The sequence below is a fragment of the Desulfurivibrio modestus genome (assembly GCF_044068625.1).
GTDB lineage: Bacteria > Desulfobacterota > Desulfobulbia > Desulfobulbales > Desulfurivibrionaceae > Desulfurivibrio.
In genome coordinates this window covers 58,769-75,789 of the sequence record NZ_JBIPKH010000013.1, presented here as the reverse complement: position 1 = coordinate 75,789, position 17,021 = coordinate 58,769, and the positions used below count along the sequence as shown (strand labels likewise).

The window sequence follows — 17,021 nt, the reverse complement described above, 5'->3', positions numbered from 1 at the left end:
CCCCCATTTCTCTGCTGCAAGTCGGCGGCAATTGCTTTAAAGTGGCGACCCGAAGGGCCGGCGGTCGGCCGGTGACCAGACTTGTATAGATGAGGCAGGGCGGAATGATGGCAGAGCTTGACCGGGGATGGCGGGCGGATTTGTACGCGTGGATCGAGCAGCGCTGGGTCCACCGGGCGGTGATCGGGATTATTGTGCTCAACGCGGTGGTGCTGGGCCTGGAAACGGTGCCCGCCATCAATGATCCCTATGGCCCTATCTTGACCCGGCTGGATCGGATCTGTCTGACCATCTTCGTGATCGAGCTGGGTCTGGCCATGATCGCCATGGGGCCGAGCCGCTTTTTTCGCGATCCCTGGCGTTTTTTTGACTTCGTGGTGGTGGGGATCGCCCTGGTGCCGGCCACCGGCGCCTTTTCGGTGCTTCGCAGTCTGCGGGTGCTGCGGGTACTTAGGCTGGCCTCCGCCTCGCCCCGGATGCGCTCGGTGGTCTCGGCCCTGCTGGCCGCCATCCCCGGGCTCAGTTCCATCATCGCCCTGCTGCTCCTGCTCTTCTACGTTGCGGCGGTGATGAGCACCAAGCTTTTCGGCCCCGTTTTCCCCGAGTGGTTCGGTTCCATCGGGGCCTCCATGTACACCCTTTTCCAGATCATGACCCTGGAGAGCTGGTCCATGGGGATCGTGCGCCCGATCATGGCGGAGTTCCCCTACGCCTGGCTCTTCTTCGTTCCCTTTATCATGATGGCCACCTTCACCATGCTCAATCTCTTCATCGCGGTGATCGTCGAGGCGATGCAGAGCCAGTCCCAGGCCGCCCAGGCTCGCCAGATGGCGGAGATCGAGGCGATCGCCGAGGAGAAGGAGCTGGAGCTGCACCAGGATATCGGCAAACTGCGGGCCGAAATCCGGGAGCTGAGGAAGCTGTTGCTGGCCCGGGGGGGTGGCTCCTAGGGGTTCAGCCGTCCAGCCGTTTGTTGGAACGGGCAAAGCGGAGAAAGCTGGTCAGATTGCGGAGAAAGCGCCACCAGCTGTGGGGTGATTTCCAGAGCATGGCCACATAACCCAGCAGGACCCGGGGCCGCGTGAAATGGCGGCGGTAGAACTCCAGAAAGAGCTGATCCAGCCGCTCCCGGGTCATCCCTTTGGTGACGAAGACAAAATTCATGCAGTCCATCTTGGCGTAATCTTCCTCAAATTCCCCCAGTTCATGGATCTTCTGGTAGATGGGGGAGCCGGGGAAGGGGGTGAATTTGGCCAGGTTGAAGTCATCGATGGGCAGCGAAAAGACGTAGTTCATGCTCCGGCGCACACTCTCCTCGCTCTCCCCCGGCAAGCCCAGCATCAGCAGGCCCTTGACCCGAATCCCGGCCCGGTGGATCTCCCTGATGGTGCGGGCCAGCATCTCGAGATCGGGATTCTGGCGGTGCTGGGCCAGCAGTTCCGGGTCCCCGGTTTCGATGCCGAGGCTGGCCATCCAGCAGCCGGCCCGTTTCATCAGGGCCAGCAGCTCCGGGTCCACGTGTTCGGCCCGGATCGCGCAGTTGAAGGTCATTCCCAGCGGTTCGGCGATCAACCGATTGCAGAGCTCCACCACCCGGCCGCGGTGGAAGGTGAACTGGTCGTCGTAAAAGTTGATATGCCTAATCCCCCAGCGTTCCTTCAGGTATTGCATGTGCCGGTAAACATAGTCGGCGGAGTTGTACTTGAAGCTGCGGCGGAACACCGAGCGGTCGCAGTAACTGCAGGCGTAGGGGCAGCCCCGGCTGGAGAGAGCGCTGGCGTTGGGGTGGCGCGGGTAGTTGAAGATGGGCAGCTGGTAAGCGTGGGGGTAGCCTTCCAGCTTGTCATAGGCGGGAAAGGGCAGGGTGTCCAGCTCGATGCCCCGGCCCTGGAGGCCGCTGAACCTGATCCCCTCCGGAGTCCGGTAAACCAGGCCCCGGATGCTTTCCGGCGCCGCTCCGGCCAGCAGTTGCTCTAAAGGCAGTTCCCCTTCCCCCACCACCGTGCAGTCGATCTCCGGGTACTGGGCCAGGATCTTCTCCTGCAAGGCCGAGATATGGACCCCCCCCAGCACCGCTTTGGTTTGGGGGGCGGCGGCCTTTACCAGCCGGACGATGCGGATCGCGTCGAGAAAACCGTTGGTGGTGCAGGTGAGTCCGATCCACTCCGGTTGCCGGCTTTGCACATGGTCCAGGATTTTGGCATCGGAATCGGGGTGGGCGAAGCAGTCGATGATGGCGGTGCGATAGCCCTGCCGTTCCAGGTAGGCGGCGATGCTGCAAAGCCCCAGGGGCGGCATCAGGTTGGCCAGGCGGGCGATGTCGGTTTTGGCCGGATCGGCGGTATAGCCTAACGGATGGATCAAAAGAATATGTTCACGCATGGATTCCGTTGTGGTCTCGGTTGCGGTTGGCGGGCTTAAAATCACGATGCGGCCCGAGTATACCTTGCCCCATCCCCTGCGGCAACCTTTCCGGCCCGGCCCCACTTTTTTTTGCTTTCCCATCGCGTTTGTGCTAACATCAACTTTTAGTTATTTATCTTGGGCGACAAGAGCCCGGCAGCGGGTTGTTCCCTTGGTTGGACAGGGGGCGGGAGAGGTAAAATGTTAATTATCGGCAGAAAAATCACCTTTTCTTTGCTGTTTGTCCTGGCCTGGGTGTTGGCGACTGCCACGGGGTCGGCCGCCGGGGCGTCACCGGAAAACTCCTCCGTCGGCAAGTCCGCCGGCGGGGAGTATCTGCTGGGAGTGGGCGACCTGATCGAGGTTCAGGTCTGGCGGGAGGCGGAGCTCTCCCGGACTCTGCAGGTCCGGCTCGACGGCCGGATCTCTTTGCCCCTGCTGGGCGATCTGGAGGCGGCCGGCAAGTCGCCCCGGGAGCTGGCGGCCCGGATCGAGGAGCGCTACCGCGAAACCCTGGCGGAACCCTCGGTGACGGTGATCCTGGAGCGGAGCAATCAACGCTACTATGTGATCGGCCAGGTCAGGCAGCCCGGCGAATTCCCCCTGGATGGGCCCCTCACCGTGCTCCAGGCCCTGGCCCGCAGTGGTGGTTTTCTGGAGTGGGCCAAGACCTCAAATATCGCGGTGATCCGCCGGGGAGCCGACGGGGAAAAACTGATCCCCTTCGATTATGACGCCCTGGTTAGAAGGGGCGATCTGGGCCGGCAGTTGCTGCTGGCTCCCGGAGACACCATTGTCGTACCCTAATCCCCCCCGGTATTGCTTTTGCTGGCTGGTCCTGGCCCTGCTGGTTTTGCCGGCTACCGCCCGGAGCCGGGAAAACCTCCTGGCCGGCAGCCTGGCCCTGCGCCAGGAGTATGACTCCAATGTGAACCTCAGTGAGGACCAGCCCCGATCGGCCTGGTATTCGGTGCTCGCGCCGGGTTTGGATCTGACCTCTCGGGGGCGGACCGACCTTCTCCAGCTGCGCTACAACCTGGGGATCAGGTACAACCACAGCAGCGGTGGGGACTCGCTGGACCATGACTTTCTGCTGCGGGGGGAGAGTGAACTCTCCCCCCGTTGGCGGGCCGGAATTACCAACCGCTTCTACATTTCCGACGATTCCGATTTCGCCGGGGAGCCGATTCCGGAGGTGGACCCGGAGCTCTCCGCCGGGCGGGAACGGGAGCGTTTCCGGCTCAACACCTTTGTCCTGAGCAGTGATTACCAATTCGGTCCCGGGGGGACCATGGGGTTGGGCTATGAAAACCGGATATTGCGCCACCAGTCGGGGACCCGGGACGATTACACGCGCCATCATCCCACCCTGAATGTGGGCTATCGGTTCAACCGGCAGTGGGGGGCGGAGGCGGGTTACGGCTACATCAAGGGTGATTTTGATCGGGGGGACGACCTGGAAACCCATGACCTCAGCCTGGGGCTGAATTACCAGGCCACCAGCCGCGATCGGCTCTCTCTGGGCTATGGCTTCAACGATACCACTTACCAGGGGTTGACTCCCGATTACCGGCTGCACAGCTTCAACGGCGGCTGGGAGCACCGGTTCAGCCCCCATGCCACCCTGGCCACCAGGGTCGGTTTGGTCAGGATCGACCGTGCCGGCGGCGCCGACGGCAGCTACTTCAGTTTCGCCCTGGATCTGAGCCGCCAGTTGCAGCGGGGCTCGTTCTCCGTCGGCGGCCGGGGCGGGATCGATGAGCTGCAGTTTGCCGGCGGCGACGAGGGCGATCTCTCCCGCTATCAACAGGCCCAGGCCGCCGGTCGCTACCAGTTGAGCCGGGGGCTCATGGGTGAACTTGATCTTTCCCTGCGGCGCAACGAATTCATCGACCGGCCCGGGCCCAATCGGGAGTGGATCTACCAGGCCGGTTGCGGCCTGAGCTACGATCTGGGCCGGGGCTACCAGCTCGCGACCCGTTATCGCTACAAGGAGCTGGATGCCGATGGCGGTGACGATTACCAGGACCATCGGCTGCTGCTGGAGCTGCGCATGGTCCATGACTTGATGAAATGGTGAGATTGGCGAGCATGAGCGACGAACAGCAACAGGTAAACAAGATCGTGGGGTTTCTCTCCCGCAACCTCCGGCTCATTCTGCTCTTGCTGCTCTGCGGCCTGGGCGCCGGCCTGGGGGCCTACCTCAAGAGCCCCAAGGTTTATCAGGCCTCGGCCCTGATCATGTATCAGCAGCAGCAGATCAACCCCACCCGGATGTCCCCCGACGTCCAGACCCGGTTGTTGGAGATGGTCAACACCGTGGGCCAGCAGGTCACCAGCCTCTCCAATCTGGAGGAGATCATCGTGAGCCATGGTCTCTATCCCGAACTGCGCCAGCGGCTGCCCATGGTGGATGTGGTGGCGGCCATGCGCCGGCAGATCAGTATCGAGCCCCAGCGGGGGGCGGATGTTTTCCGGGTGGCCTATACCGGCGACGATCCCCGCCAGGTGATGCTGGCCGCCAACGCCCTGGCCGCCAAGTTCATCGAGGAGAACATCCGTTTCCGGGAGGAGCGGGTCAGCGAGACCGTGGCCTACATCCGGGATGAACTGGCCATGGCCAAGAGCTCCCTGGATAAGCAGGAGGAGGGGATGCGTGACTATAAATTACGCTATTACAATGAAATGCCCGAACAGCGGGCCGCCAATATCGCCCGGCTCAACGCTCTCCAGGCCCAGTATCAGAATATTCAGAACAACCTGCAGGACCTCAAACGCACCCAGATTCTGATCCAGGAGCAGATCAGCCTGCGCCAGGACATTCTCCTGCGCCTGGCTGAGGGGCAGGCCGGAGTGGTCGCCGGCCCCGCCCCTCCCAGTGAGCTGGCCAGGGTCCGCCAGGAGCTGGAGGTGTTGCGGGGCAGATATACCGACAGTCACCCCGATGTTCGGCGGTTGCAGGCCCGGCTGGAGACCCTGCTGGGGGCCCAGCGGGAAGAGGCGGGTCTGGAAGAGCCCGTCGCCGGGGATGTTTCCGGGGCGGATGCGCCCGGCGCCCGCTTCCAGGACAATCAGTTGGCCCAGTTGGCACTGCAGCTCAAGGAGATCGATATCAGCATGGCCCGCCTCAACCGGGAGCAGGAAACGGTGCGCCAGCAGATCGAGCAGGTGCAGCGCTGGGTGGAGACCACCCCGGTCCGGGAGGCGGAGTGGGCGGCCTTGACCAGGGACTACAGCCAGTTGCAGCACCACTATCAGGCCCTGGTGGCCCGGAGTCTGGAGGCGGAATCGGCGGAGATGCTGGAGCGGCGGCAGAAGGGCAGCCAGTTTCGGATCATCGAGTCCGCTTACCAGCCGGGCAAGCCTTTCAGTCCCAATTTTCGCAAGTTTATGATCCTGGCCGCCGCCGCCGGTCTGGGGCTGGGCCTGGGGGTGGCCTATCTCCGGGAGTTTACCGATACCTCGTTTAAGGATGTCAGGGATCTGGAGGCGTACCTGGGGTTGGCGGTCACCAGTGCCGTGCCGCTGCTGCCCACCACCCGCGAGAAGCGGTGGCTGCGGCTGCGGGGCATTATCTGGGCGATTTTTCTGGGCTGCGGTTTTGTGGCTCTGGGGGTGGGCATGCTGCTCTTGTGGCAGCGGGGTTTGATCATTTTGTAATGTATACCAAATATTACGGCCTGCGCAAAAACCCCTTCGACCTGACCACCGACTCCGGGCCGGTGTTCATGGGCGAATCCCACCAGGAGGCCTTGGCTGTTTTGCGTTACGGGGTCATGGAGCGCAAGGGGTTTCTGCTGCTCACCGGCGATGTGGGGACCGGCAAGACCACCCTGCTCCACCTGCTGCTGCGCTCGCTGGATCGCCAGGTCCGGGTCTGCCTGCTCAGCAACCCTTCGCTGACGGTGGACGATTTTTACTATACCCTGGCCGCCGGTTTTGGCCTGACCCCCTATGCCGGCAGCAAGGCCCGGTTTATGGAGGAGTTTACCGCTTTTCTGGCCAAAAGCGGCCGGGCGGGGGAGCGGGTGCTGCTGATCATCGACGAGGCCCAGGTGCTGCCGGTGGAGCTGCTGGAGGAGATCCGGCTGCTCTCCAACCAGCAGGGGGCGGCGGCGGGAGTGCTGGGGGTTTTTCTGGTGGGCCAGCCGGAACTCAACCAGCGCCTGGGTGGCCAGCGTCTGCTGCCCCTGCGCCAGCGGATCGCGATCCGGTTCCATCTTGAATCCTTCGATCGGGCCGCCACCGCCGGCTATATCACTTTTCGGCTGCAGCAGGCCGGGGCCCGGCGGTTCGATCTGTTCAGCGCCGCGGCCATCGATCTGATCCACAAGGCCAGCGGCGGGGTGCCGCGGCTGATCAATATCCTGGCCGATCAGGCCCTGCTCACCGGGTTTGCCGAGAGTCGGCCGGTGATCGAAGCGGAAACGGTCCGGGCCTGTGTGCAGGATCTGCACATCCCCGGGGAGGCGGAACCGTTGCCGTTGCCGGTCGGCAAAGCCTGGCAGGGGCGGCGACCGGCCCTCTGGGGAGCGGGCCTGGCGGCGCTGCTGCTGGTGCTGGCCGGGGTCTGGATCTGGCAGGGCGGTTATTTCGCGGAGCCGGAGGGGATGGTGCAAGCGGTGCGGCGGCTTTTTAATTCCTGGGCTCGGTTTTGAGCGCGGGGCGGATGCCAACGGGAGTGATTCTGTGGGAAAGGTATTTAAAGCCTTAAGCAAGGTAAAGGCCATCGACCGGGAGGAACCGGTTGTCGGCGCTGGGGAAATGGAGGGTGGAGCTGAAGAGCCGGCCGCCCCGGCCACGCCGGCCCGGAGCGGCCCGGTCGCCCTCCAGGTGAGGGGGAGCTGGGATGAAAGGCTGGTGGCGGCCTTGGGGGCGGCCTCCGGGGTGGCCGAGGAGTTTCGCCGCCTGCGGACCCGGATTCTCCATCCGCAGGCCGGCACCAGGGCTGCCCGGACCATCCTGGTGGTGAGTGCCGCCCCTGGGGAGGGTAAGACCTTTGTCTGCGCCGGCTTGGCCGTATCCCTGGCCCAGGGGGTGGAGGAGCACGCCCTGGTCGTCGATTGCGACCTGCGGCGGCCCGCTTTGGCCGCCATGTTCGGCTTGGAGAACAACCAGTCGGGGTTGGCCGATCATCTGCGGGAGGGGGTCGATCTGGGCCACCTGATCCGCAAGAGCGGGCTTGATAAGCTTTCCATCATTCCCAGCGGCGCTCCCCCGGCCAACCCGGCCGAGCTGCTGGGTTCGGAAAAACTGGCCGCCATGATCCGGGAGGTGGCCGCCCGCTATCCCGATCGCTATATCCTGATCGACAGCCCCCCTTTGCAGATGGCGGCGGAGACCGCCATTCTGGCCGGTCTGGTGGATGGGGTGGTGCTGGTGGTTAGGGAGGGCAAGTCGCGGCGCGATGATGTGGGGCAACTGGTGGAAACCATCGGCCCGGATAAAATTATCGGAGTGGTCTTCAACGCCTATCGCAGCAACCTGCTGGAGCGCCGGCTTTCCGGGGCTTACGGCGGCGATTACTACTACTCCCGTGATCAGCAGAGGTGATGCAGATGGGTAATTTCAAAACCGGCGGCTCGGCCGTCAGAAACTTCTCCGGGCCGGCTTATCGGCCCGGTGAGCTGCCCGGCGAATTAACCGATGACAAAGCCATGAAGACGGAGATCGACAATGCCCACAGAGAGGTGGAGCGCCTGAGTCGGAACCGGGTGGCCCTCTTTGAGGTGATGTCGGACATGATCTTTCTGATTCGGGGCGATTTTGTCATCGAATACATGAACGCCAGCGCCATTGCCACCTTCGGTGATCTCCGGGGGCGTTTCTGTCATGACGCCCTTAATTGCAACGAAGCTCCTTGCCCCGAGTGCCCGGTGGAGCAATCCCGGGCCCAGCAGAATTCCAACGAGCTTTTTGAGCGAAAGATCGGCGAGGTTTATGTGGAGTACAACTATGTTGCTTTCCAGGGGTATCTGGGGGAGCAACTGGTGATGGTGGTCATGCGCGACATCTCCCGGCGCAAGAAGCAGGAGGCCGAGCTGGCCGCGATGCACGGCAATATCGAATCGGTCCTTCACCAGAAGATTGAGGCCCTCCATGAGAGTGAAAAGGTCCGGCAGGAGTTGAGTCGAGAGGTTAACGTTTTAAAGCGGGAGCTGGACCGGTTCGGCCAGCAGCAGGACGAGATGGTGGGCGAATCGCGCAAGCTCAGGGAACTGCGGGAGCTGATCCACCACGTGGCCGATTCCGATGCCACCATTCTGATCACCGGAGAGTCGGGGACCGGCAAGGAGTTGGTGGCCGACATCATCCATCGGCGCAGCGGGCGCCAGGACAAGGCCTTTCTCAAGTTCAACTGCGCGGCGGTGGCCGAGAGCCTGCTGGAGAGCGATCTTTTCGGCTACGAGCGGGGGGCCTTTACCGGCGCCACCGCCCGGCGGATGGGTAAATTTGAAGTGGCCGACAACGGCACCATCTTCCTCGACGAGATCGGCGATATCAGCCCCAGGATGCAGGCGGCCCTGCTGCGGGTGCTGCAGAACGGCGAGATTGTCCGGGTGGGGGGTAACGAGGCGGTGAGTACCAACGTGCGGGTGATTACCGCCACCAACAGCGATCTGGCCGTGGCGGTGGAGGAGAAGCGCTTCCGCCGCGACCTCTACTACCGGCTCAACGTGATCAATATTCACTTGCCGCCCCTGCGGGAGCGGCGGGAGGATATCGTGCCCCTGATCACCCACTTCATCAAGAAGTATCGTACCGCCTTCAAGAAGGAGATCGACTATCTGCCCAACCGGATCATCGACCGGCTGTTGCAGTATGACTGGCCGGGCAATATCCGTGAACTGGAGAACGTGATCCGGCGGGCGGTGCTGCTGGCCAAGGACAATGTGATCACCGAGAAGGAGCTGGCCTTCGAACAAAATATCTCTTGCGGCGGCGACCGCAAGGAGGCGGCCCTGATTGAAAAACGGATGCTGGAGCAGCCCTTGAAGGATACCATTGCCGAGCTGGAGGCCAAGATTCTGGCCACCGCGGTGGATCGCTACGAGGGCAATCCCCAGGCGGTGGCCCGGATTCTGGGCCTGGGCAAGACCACCTTCTATGAGAAGATGAAGCGCTACGGTTTGATCCCCAATAAAAAATAAAGGGGCAGCGGGGGAGATCCGCCCCGGCACAGCCCCCATGGCGTGTTTTTTGCAAGCTGGATGCCGCAAAAATTATCAACCTTTGCGGCGGTGGATGCCATGGATTACGCACGTGTACCGATTCGGGAATGCCCCTACTGGTCGCCGGGCTGTAAGCAGCTCTGCGCCTTGACCGTGGGCGGTCTTTATATGCCCCTGGCGGAACATATTCAAAACTTTTGCCGTTCCCGTTGGTGGGACAAGTGCCCCCAGTATATTCGGGGCTGTGACGCCCTGCTCGACCTGGCCTGGAAGCGGGGGCTGGTGATGGAGAGAGGGCAGCGCCGCTATCCCCGGGTCGCCACCCGCCAGGGCCTGCAACTGCTGCCGGTCCCGGCGGATGGCCCCCCCGCCGATGCCGACCGCCAAACGGCCTGGACCCTGGACCTGGGCCAGGGCGGCATGCGGATCGAAACCCCCGGTAATCTGCCCCCCGGAGCCCAGATCTCCTTTATCTTCGGCGAGGATTTTCCCCTGCCCGGCTTCAGTGGCCAGGCGGAGATCCGTTGGCAGCGGCAGGTCAACCAGGAGGGAATTTGCCAGTATGGGCTGGGTTTTCTCGACCAGAAGTCCGGTTGGGCGATGCGCGAGCTGCTGCTTTGCAACTGAGTTCCCTTTTTTGAACTGGCCGGGCTCGGCGTAACTTGCCGTCCGGCCGTTTTTTTGTTCCGATCAGTTCCGTTTTTCGGAAAAATGTAGTTTTGGTTTGCAATCAAATAAACTTTGGTTATATGTGCATTGTTGTCGTAGGTAACCGGCCTGCTCGCTTCGCTGACACTGCCGACCTGAGGGCTGTTATTCGAATATGGGAATACAACATGGTCAGCGCCCGCCGGGCCTTGTCAGCCCACACGGGATCCCCTTCCATCTCCTGCCGGCGCTGATTGCCACCGTCTTGCTGGCTACCGGGGCATGGCTGGGCATGGCGTCGGTGTTTGCCTGGATACATCAAGCCTGGTGGTCGTTTGCCGGGGTGGGGGTCTACTCCCACGGGTACATGGTTCTGGGCATGGCGGTCTGGATGGGCTGGACCCACTGGCAGCGGAATCCCCCGCTGAGTCTCGCGCCCAACTGGTGGATGCTGGCGCCACTGTTCATCCTGGTGGGCCTGCTGTCGCTGATGGAGTTGCTGTACATCAACTCGAGCCGGGTGCTGCTGGTACCACCGCTGATACTGGCCGTAACCGGCCTGGCCTTCGGCGGCATCGCCGGCCGGCGACTGGCGATGCCGGTGCTTTACCTGTACTTCGGCCTGCTGCCCTTCTGGATACTGGACCCGCTGCTGCAGGCCATCGCGACCAGGGTGGTCGGGGCCATGATCGCTCTCGTCGGCGTGACGGCCTACATTGAGGGCAATTTCATCCACGTCACCGCCGGCGTGTTCGAGATCGCTTCAGCCTGTAGCGGCCTGAGTTTCTTTCTCTCCGCCCTGGCCCTGGCGGTATTCTACAGCGCCCTGTACCTGCGACGGTGGGGTTACCGTTTGCTGGTGGTGGCAGTCTCGGTCGGGGCCGCGGTGGTTTCCAACTGGATACGGATCTGGACCCTGGTACTGATCGGCAACTATACCGATATACAGCACTATCTGATCCGCGATCACTATCTCTACGGCTGGGTGCTGTTTGTGGTGGCCATGGCCCCGGTGCTGTTTTTCGCCAACTGGCTGACGGACCGCGAATTGGCCGGCAAGGCCAAAGGGACGGCTGCCAACGGCAGATCCCGGGGCCAGGGAGCTAAATCGCCGGGGGCCTCAGCCTGCGCCGGGGCAAACCCCACTCCCGCAGTGACGTATTCGACCCTGGCTGCCGCCGCCATCGGCGCACTGCTGCTGCTACTGCCGCGCGCTTTTGTGCCGAATGAAATTCACGATCCGAACGCCTCCGCCCCCTTACCTCTGCCGGATCACCTCGGGGTGATCGAACAGGTTGCCGCCAACCCGGCCTGGCAGCCCTCTTTCAGCAATGCTCGGGAGGGAAGGGCCAGCTACCCATGGCAAGACTCCCTCATCCATGTCTACCGGGCAGTCTATCCCCAGCAGGACCGTGGGCACCACCTGTTCCAGCGCGGCAACAGCCTGGTGGGAAAGAACTGGCAACCTGTCAGCCGGAACACCGAATTCGTCCGGCTGAACTCCGAGGGTATAAGCGTAGTGGAATATCGAGGACATATTGCCGGACGCGAGCATCTGGTCTGGGCCTGGTACGAAGTGGCCGGACAGCCAGTGACCAGTCGCTTACAGGCCAAACTGGCCGAGGCCATGGGGATCATGCCCGAAAAACGTAATGAAGGCGTCGCCATAGCGCTGTCCATCGAATGCGGACTGCTGGGCTGTGATGACCAGCGTGAACTGCTACGGAAGTTTACACAAACATCCCTTTCCGCCATTCAATGGCGGACACCGGATCCATTTCCCTGATTATTAGACCTTTATGTCAATCGTTCTGTTTTCCGGAAAGCGGAAAAAGTTGTTACAGACTGATATACCGCTTTTTTTTTGAATTATTCCGCTTTTTCGGAAAACAGCACAGGAGGCACCCTCACGCCGGAAGGCCCGTTAATTTTTCACTATTAATTTTACCTGATAATTTCAGCACTTTAAGCGCATCCACAGGGTTTGCCCGCAAATGGCACAACGATTGCAGTGGAATGGGGCAAGGGTTAGAGATGAGTAAACATAGTCCGGCGACACCTAACTGAACACACTATAAGGAGAGAGAGAGATGAAAAAGAAGATTGCAGCATTGGCCATGTCGGCCTTGTTCGGATGCCTGGTGGTGGGGACTGCATCAGCCGCGCTGATCACCGATAACTACCAGGACACCTGGTATACCTTCCCGGGGTGGGATGTGTTCCCCAACCAAGATGAGATTGGTAGCTCTCCGCAGGTTACTAGCATGAGTGTGACGTACGATAATGTGACCAACCAGCTTGATTCAGTGGCAATTTACATGTCCAATCGCACGTTATTTGACTCCTTGTTTATTAACACGGACACATCGACCGGCTTCGAAGCCTGGGACTACATGGCCCGTCAACAAACTGGCGCAAATGGCTCTCATCAATCGACCTATGAGGGTTACTACTCTGATCATGGTATCGACGGTGTCGGCCAGGCCCTTTACACCGTAGCCGATGATTATAGCTACACTTATGCCGATGGAGGGCGCATAGGACACCCGAATGGCATTGAGTGGGGTGACCTTACCCTCGTTGCCGACTCTGGTTCTTTCATGAGTTGGACTTGGACAAATGAGGCGACAAATACCGGGTTCCTGACCTACGATCTTAGCTCATTCGATATCATCTTGGGCACAAGCTACGCGATTGCCTACGCTCCTTGGTGTGCCAATGACGTAATCGGAGTTCCCGAACCCGGCACCTTGCTGCTCTTCGGGGCTGGGCTTGCCGGCCTCGTCGGGGTCGCTCGCCGCCGGGTACAGGTGGCGTAATTAATTAACACCGCAAATCAATAAGCAAACCAAAAGCCCTGCCGCTTTGTTTAACAAGCGGCAGGGCTTTTTTTATTGCGCAGGTAAGTTGTTGCAGGATCCCGGCAGTGATCTAAGCTGGCCTTTACAGGTAACTCATTTTCTCCAGCCGAGCAAATTTAAAATTGACAATCCGGAGCACGGTCGTTAATGGAAAGTGTTGTAATAAAATGGAACAACTACCTTGATGACTCGGCCACCGTTGCTCAAAAAGCAAAGTTTATGGGTTCCCACCCTGCCGGGCTGGCTGTTGCTGGTAGCCTTCTGCCTGGCCACTACCCTGCTCACCGGGCGAGGACTGTATTCCTTTCTGGCCGTCAACCACCCCAAACCCGGCGCTGAGTTACTGGTGGTGGAGGGCTGGCTGGGCTCCACACAGCTTGATCAGGCGGTTGCCGCCTGCCGGCAAGGCACCTATCAAAAGATTTTGACTACGGGGGGATCGGCGGAGGTGTGGATCGGCAAGACGATTCGCTACAATTATGCGGAACTGGCAGCCCGGTATCTTGAAACCCACTGCCTGGATGGTACTCCGGTGACGGCGGTTCCCGCCCCCGCCTCGGCCCAGGATCGGACCTATCTGAGTGCGGTGATGGTACGTCATTGGCTGGAAGGAGAGGGACAAACCTACAACGCCCTTGATCTGTTTTCGAGTGGCACGCACGCCCGCCGCTCGCACAGGCTTTACCGGATGGCCCTCGGCCCGGACGTTGCCATCGGCGTTATCGCGGCCCAGCCGTCCGACTACAACGCCAACCGGTGGTGGGAAACAAGTTCCGGCGCAAAAAGTGTGCTAAATGAAACAATCGCCTGGCTCTGGACGGTTTGCTGTTTCCGGCCCGGCCCGCCAGGCTCGCATGAAGAGCTGTGGGCGGTCCCGGCTGCTGCCGGGAGGGAGTAGCGCATGGTCGGAAACCGCCCCGAAACAGCCATCGTGGTCATCGGCCGCAATGAAGGAGCCAGGCTGCGGAACTGCCTGGTGGCCGCCCGTAAACAATGCCGCAACATTATTTATGTGGATTCCGGCTCGACGGATGATAGTGTCGAGTACGCCCGCTCAACCGGGGTGGATGTACTGCAACTGGACCCGGCCCGGCCCTTCAGCGCCGCCCGGGGGCGCAATGAGGGTTTCGCCTGGCTGACCGGCAAATATCCGGAGCTTGAGCTGATCCAGTTTATCGATGGTGATTGCGAACTGTGCCCGGGCTGGATCGATTTCGCCGCCGTCCAGCTTACCCAAAACCCCGCCTGGGTGCTGGTGGCCGGCCGAACCATTGAGCGCTACCCGGAAAAGAGCCTTTACAATCAACTGTGCGATCTGGAGTGGCAGGTGCCGACCGGCGAGGCCCAATCCTGCGGCGGCATCTTCATGATCCGCCGGCAGGCTTTTGAGGCGGCCGGGGGCTTCAACCCGCAGGTCACCTCGGGGGAAGAGCCGGAGCTATGCTACCGGCTGCGCCAACAGGGCTGGAAAATCCACCGGCTGGATTTTCCCATGGTGCTGCACGACGCGGAAATGACCCGGTTTTCCCAATGGTGGAAGCGCACTGTCCGCAGCGGCCACAGCTACGCCCAGGGTTATGCCATGCATGGCGCGGGTAATGAAAGATACTGCCTGCGGGACTCGCTGCGAATCTGGGTCTGGGCCCTGCTACTGCCGGTGATGATGCTGGCGCTGGCCATCATAACCGGCAGCCCCTGGTGGCTTCTGCTGGCGCTGGCTTACCCCCTGCAGATCTTCAGAACCATGACCAGCATCAACCAGCGGCTGAACAACCGGCGGCTCGCCTTGCTCTACGCGGCTTTCAACATGGCCGGCAAATGGCCCCAACTGCTGGGCCAACTCACCTTCATACTCAAAAAAATCGGCCAAAAACCCATTACCATAATCGAATACAAGTAGCACCGCAGGTCGATGTACCTTGGCCGAGATGGAAGATGCGGAAACTGCCGGTTACCGCAAGCCGGATAACACAGGAAGCCAGGAATGAACAAAATTGACTATGCCTGTAATGACCAGGAGTGGGACGCCTTCTTGCAAGCGTGTCCTTACGGTCATCACGAGCAGTCTGCCGGCTATGCAGCCAATCGCGGCACCTATGGCTTCCTCTGCGATAGGCTGGTCATTCGGGAGCATAACCGGGTCAGTGGGGGTGTTCAAATTCTTGTTCAACAGACGCCCGTTGGAAAGCTTGCCCAAGTTTGGCGGGGGCCCATTGCGATTGATGATGACCCCTTAATGCTTGGGAAGGTGGTGAACGCGCTGGAAGAGCTTGCGGGGACCAGGGGGTATAGATCAATTCGTGTGGACCTTTTCCCTTATCAACGATCTGCACAGGAGGCATTGCTCGCAGCCGGTTTTGTTGAAAGCGAAGCATGGGCGGGCGGTAGCATCAGGGAATCCGCGTTAGTGCCGTTGCACTACAGCGACGAGGAACTCCTCTCCCGCATGAACCGCAATGTGCGCTACAGCGTGAAACGCGCGGCGAAGCAGGGCGTCATCGTGATGCCTGGCGATGCCGCTTCGCTGAACGACTTCTGTGCAATGCACGAGGCGACGGCCAAACAGCAGCAGTTTCCGGTCTTTCCCCATGAATATTTCAGCCATATTTGGGATCTGTTCGGCACGGTGGGCAAGGCTCAGCACTTCATCGCCTACTACCGGGACCAACCCGTAGCGGCAATCTTTAACCCGATTATCGCCAACACCATGACCTATGGTTGGGGCGGAATGGCGTGGGATCCCGAGTTGAAGAAACTTCGCGTGAATTATCTGCTGCAAATGACAGCAATCGCCTGGGCACGCGAAAAAGGGCTGGCCTTATACGACTTATTGGGCCCCCAAACCTTCAAGCAACAGTTTGCCCTCGACATGGTTCGGTACCCGTTGCCCCTGAGGAAATTTTACGGGCCGGCGCGCACTTTGCGGGCCAGGTTGTTTGCATGGTCGGATCAGAACTCTCTGGGGCGACGCCTCGTCCAGCGGGCCTCTTGCAAATTAGGGCTCTCGCCAAACCTGCCCTGGTAAAACAGGCACCAAAAGAGGTATATCACCATGAGTGAAACAGGTTTTCGACAGCGGCCGATCTTCGGGGAGGGACTGGGGTTGCCCCGTTCCGTCAGTTATGGGATCGCACTGCTGCACTGGTCTTTGCTGAGCCTGCGCCCAGATAGGGTGCTGCGGTTACTCCTGATCCTCAGCCACCAGCGTTCTGGCTCCACGCTGCTGCTGCAATGCCTGAATACGCATCCGATGGTGATGGGTTACGGTGAAACCCTGATGACTTACCGCCGCGCAAGCGACCTGTACTGTCTACCCACTAAGGTCGCGGTGCGGTTGCGCCGCCCCTTTCCGGGGGCAAAGTATTTCCTGGATAAGCTGCTTTATGATGAGTTGCTGGCGGATGAGCGACTGCTGCAGTTACCCTGCGTTTACACGATTTTCCTGCTGCGTGATCCTGACCAGGCACTGCCGAGCCTGATCAACGCGCCAAAACTTGAGGGCTGGGTCCAGCGGCCGGAGGCCAACCGCGATTACGTCGACCAGGCAAACTGTGAACGCTACTACTCGGGCAGGCTGGCCACTCTTGCCCGCTACGCGGAACTGGTGCCGCGGGATCGTTCGCTGTTCCTGACCTACGACGACATCCTTCACCACACTCAGTCAGTGTTTCACGCCCTGGCCAAAATACTTGGGGTGGAGAACCGTTTTTCAGAGCATTACCCGGTCATGCGGACCACAGGTGTTGCCGGCCTGGGAGATGTTTCCCCTCATATCCGGGGAGGTCAAATCAAGCGTGATATAAAAAGACCGCCCGTTAAAGTAGAGCCGGCATTACTGAACTCGGCACGACAGTCCTTCGAAGCAAGCAGCAGGATAATCGACACGCACTGCACCCGGATTAAGTGAGGGCGCTCCTCCCGACATTCCGCCAGGCTC

15 protein-coding genes are annotated in these 17,021 nt (G+C 60.7%); 14 read left to right on the top strand and 1 reads right to left on the bottom strand.

Annotated features, from left to right (window positions below; genetic code table 11):
- Positions 1–107 precede the first annotated feature (107 nt).
- Positions 108–950: an ion transporter gene (locus ACHHRT_RS09190; RefSeq protein ID WP_395499489.1), complete on the top strand. Its 843-nt coding sequence runs from the start codon at positions 108–110 to the stop codon at positions 948–950.
- A gap of 4 nt (positions 951–954) precedes the next feature.
- Here ACHHRT_RS09190 and ACHHRT_RS09185 read toward each other — a convergent pair whose 3' ends face one another.
- Positions 955–2,382, bottom strand: a complete 1,428-nt coding sequence (locus tag ACHHRT_RS09185) for a B12-binding domain-containing radical SAM protein (protein WP_395499471.1) — start codon at positions 2,380–2,382, stop codon at positions 955–957.
- Positions 2,383–2,604: 222 nt separating this feature from the next.
- Here ACHHRT_RS09185 and ACHHRT_RS09180 point away from each other — a divergent pair, with 222 nt between their 5' ends.
- From ACHHRT_RS09180 to ACHHRT_RS09120, 13 genes are all read left to right on the top strand, one after another.
- Positions 2,605–3,210 (top strand): polysaccharide biosynthesis/export family protein, encoded by a 606-nt coding sequence (locus ACHHRT_RS09180; RefSeq protein ID WP_395499470.1) that lies wholly within the window; start codon positions 2,605–2,607, stop codon positions 3,208–3,210.
- The gene (locus ACHHRT_RS09175; protein WP_395499469.1) at positions 3,197–4,483 is read left to right on the top strand and encodes a hypothetical protein; all 1,287 of its coding nucleotides are present in this window, start codon (positions 3,197–3,199) and stop codon (positions 4,481–4,483) included. The genes ACHHRT_RS09180 and ACHHRT_RS09175 overlap by 14 nt, the downstream gene beginning before the upstream one ends.
- Positions 4,484–4,494: 11 nt before the next feature.
- A complete protein-coding gene (locus ACHHRT_RS09170) occupies positions 4,495–6,063 on the top strand; it encodes a hypothetical protein (RefSeq protein ID WP_395499468.1) in 1,569 nt (522 codons plus the stop codon).
- Positions 6,063–7,061 carry an ExeA family protein gene (locus ACHHRT_RS09165; protein WP_395499467.1) on the top strand — a complete coding sequence of 333 codons (999 nt, stop codon included), beginning with the start codon at positions 6,063–6,065 and terminating at the stop codon, positions 7,059–7,061. Before ACHHRT_RS09170 ends, ACHHRT_RS09165 begins: the two co-directional genes overlap by 1 nt.
- 31 nt (positions 7,062–7,092) lie before the next feature.
- Positions 7,093–7,956 carry a polysaccharide biosynthesis tyrosine autokinase gene (locus ACHHRT_RS09160; RefSeq protein ID WP_395499466.1) on the top strand — a complete coding sequence of 288 codons (864 nt, stop codon included), beginning with the start codon at positions 7,093–7,095 and terminating at the stop codon, positions 7,954–7,956.
- A 5-nt stretch (positions 7,957–7,961) separates the two neighbouring features.
- Complete coding sequence (locus tag ACHHRT_RS09155; protein ID WP_395499465.1) at positions 7,962–9,554, top strand: sigma-54 interaction domain-containing protein; 1,593 nt, start codon at positions 7,962–7,964, stop codon at positions 9,552–9,554.
- 99 nt (positions 9,555–9,653) lie between these two features.
- A complete protein-coding gene (locus tag ACHHRT_RS09150; protein WP_395499464.1) occupies positions 9,654–10,202 on the top strand; it encodes a PilZ domain-containing protein in 549 nt (182 codons plus the stop codon).
- Between the two features lie 196 nt (positions 10,203–10,398).
- Entirely contained in the window at positions 10,399–12,009 is a 1,611-nt protein-coding gene (locus ACHHRT_RS09145; protein ID WP_395499463.1) for an exosortase C-terminal domain/associated protein EpsI, read from the top strand.
- A 304-nt stretch (positions 12,010–12,313) separates the two neighbouring features.
- The gene (locus ACHHRT_RS09140; protein ID WP_395499462.1) at positions 12,314–13,042 is read left to right on the top strand and encodes a PEP-CTERM sorting domain-containing protein; all 729 of its coding nucleotides are present in this window, start codon (positions 12,314–12,316) and stop codon (positions 13,040–13,042) included.
- Positions 13,043–13,283: 241 nt separating this feature from the next.
- Positions 13,284–13,982, top strand: a complete 699-nt coding sequence (locus ACHHRT_RS09135) for an ElyC/SanA/YdcF family protein (RefSeq protein WP_395499461.1) — start codon at positions 13,284–13,286, stop codon at positions 13,980–13,982.
- 3 nt (positions 13,983–13,985) lie between these two features.
- The gene (locus tag ACHHRT_RS09130; RefSeq protein WP_395499460.1) at positions 13,986–14,984 is read left to right on the top strand and encodes a glycosyltransferase family 2 protein; all 999 of its coding nucleotides are present in this window, start codon (positions 13,986–13,988) and stop codon (positions 14,982–14,984) included.
- Positions 14,985–15,068: 84 nt separating this feature from the next.
- A complete protein-coding gene (locus ACHHRT_RS09125; protein ID WP_395499459.1) occupies positions 15,069–16,109 on the top strand; it encodes a lipid II:glycine glycyltransferase FemX in 1,041 nt (346 codons plus the stop codon).
- Positions 16,110–16,136: 27 nt separating this feature from the next.
- Positions 16,137–16,991 carry a sulfotransferase family protein gene (locus ACHHRT_RS09120; protein ID WP_395499458.1) on the top strand — a complete coding sequence of 285 codons (855 nt, stop codon included), beginning with the start codon at positions 16,137–16,139 and terminating at the stop codon, positions 16,989–16,991.
- Positions 16,992–17,021: the final 30 nt, after the last annotated feature.

What these genes read in the sequence shown, in the direction of transcription:
- ACHHRT_RS09190 (WP_395499489.1), top strand. Translation starts at nt 108, where the DNA reads ATGGCAGAGCTTGACCGGGGATGGCGGGCGGATTTGTACGCGTGGATC.
- ACHHRT_RS09185 (WP_395499471.1), bottom strand. Translation starts at nt 2,382, where the DNA reads ATGCGTGAACATATTCTTTTGATCCATCCGTTAGGCTATACCGCCGAT.
- ACHHRT_RS09180 (WP_395499470.1), top strand. Translation starts at nt 2,605, where the DNA reads ATGTTAATTATCGGCAGAAAAATCACCTTTTCTTTGCTGTTTGTCCTG.
- ACHHRT_RS09170 (WP_395499468.1), top strand. Translation starts at nt 4,495, where the DNA reads ATGAGCGACGAACAGCAACAGGTAAACAAGATCGTGGGGTTTCTCTCC.
- ACHHRT_RS09165 (WP_395499467.1), top strand. Translation starts at nt 6,063, where the DNA reads ATGTATACCAAATATTACGGCCTGCGCAAAAACCCCTTCGACCTGACC.
- ACHHRT_RS09155 (WP_395499465.1), top strand. Translation starts at nt 7,962, where the DNA reads ATGGGTAATTTCAAAACCGGCGGCTCGGCCGTCAGAAACTTCTCCGGG.
- ACHHRT_RS09150 (WP_395499464.1), top strand. Translation starts at nt 9,654, where the DNA reads ATGGATTACGCACGTGTACCGATTCGGGAATGCCCCTACTGGTCGCCG.
- ACHHRT_RS09145 (WP_395499463.1), top strand. Translation starts at nt 10,399, where the DNA reads ATGGGAATACAACATGGTCAGCGCCCGCCGGGCCTTGTCAGCCCACAC.
- ACHHRT_RS09140 (WP_395499462.1), top strand. Translation starts at nt 12,314, where the DNA reads ATGAAAAAGAAGATTGCAGCATTGGCCATGTCGGCCTTGTTCGGATGC.
- ACHHRT_RS09130 (WP_395499460.1), top strand. Translation starts at nt 13,986, where the DNA reads ATGGTCGGAAACCGCCCCGAAACAGCCATCGTGGTCATCGGCCGCAAT.
- ACHHRT_RS09125 (WP_395499459.1), top strand. Translation starts at nt 15,069, where the DNA reads ATGAACAAAATTGACTATGCCTGTAATGACCAGGAGTGGGACGCCTTC.
- ACHHRT_RS09120 (WP_395499458.1), top strand. Translation starts at nt 16,137, where the DNA reads ATGAGTGAAACAGGTTTTCGACAGCGGCCGATCTTCGGGGAGGGACTG.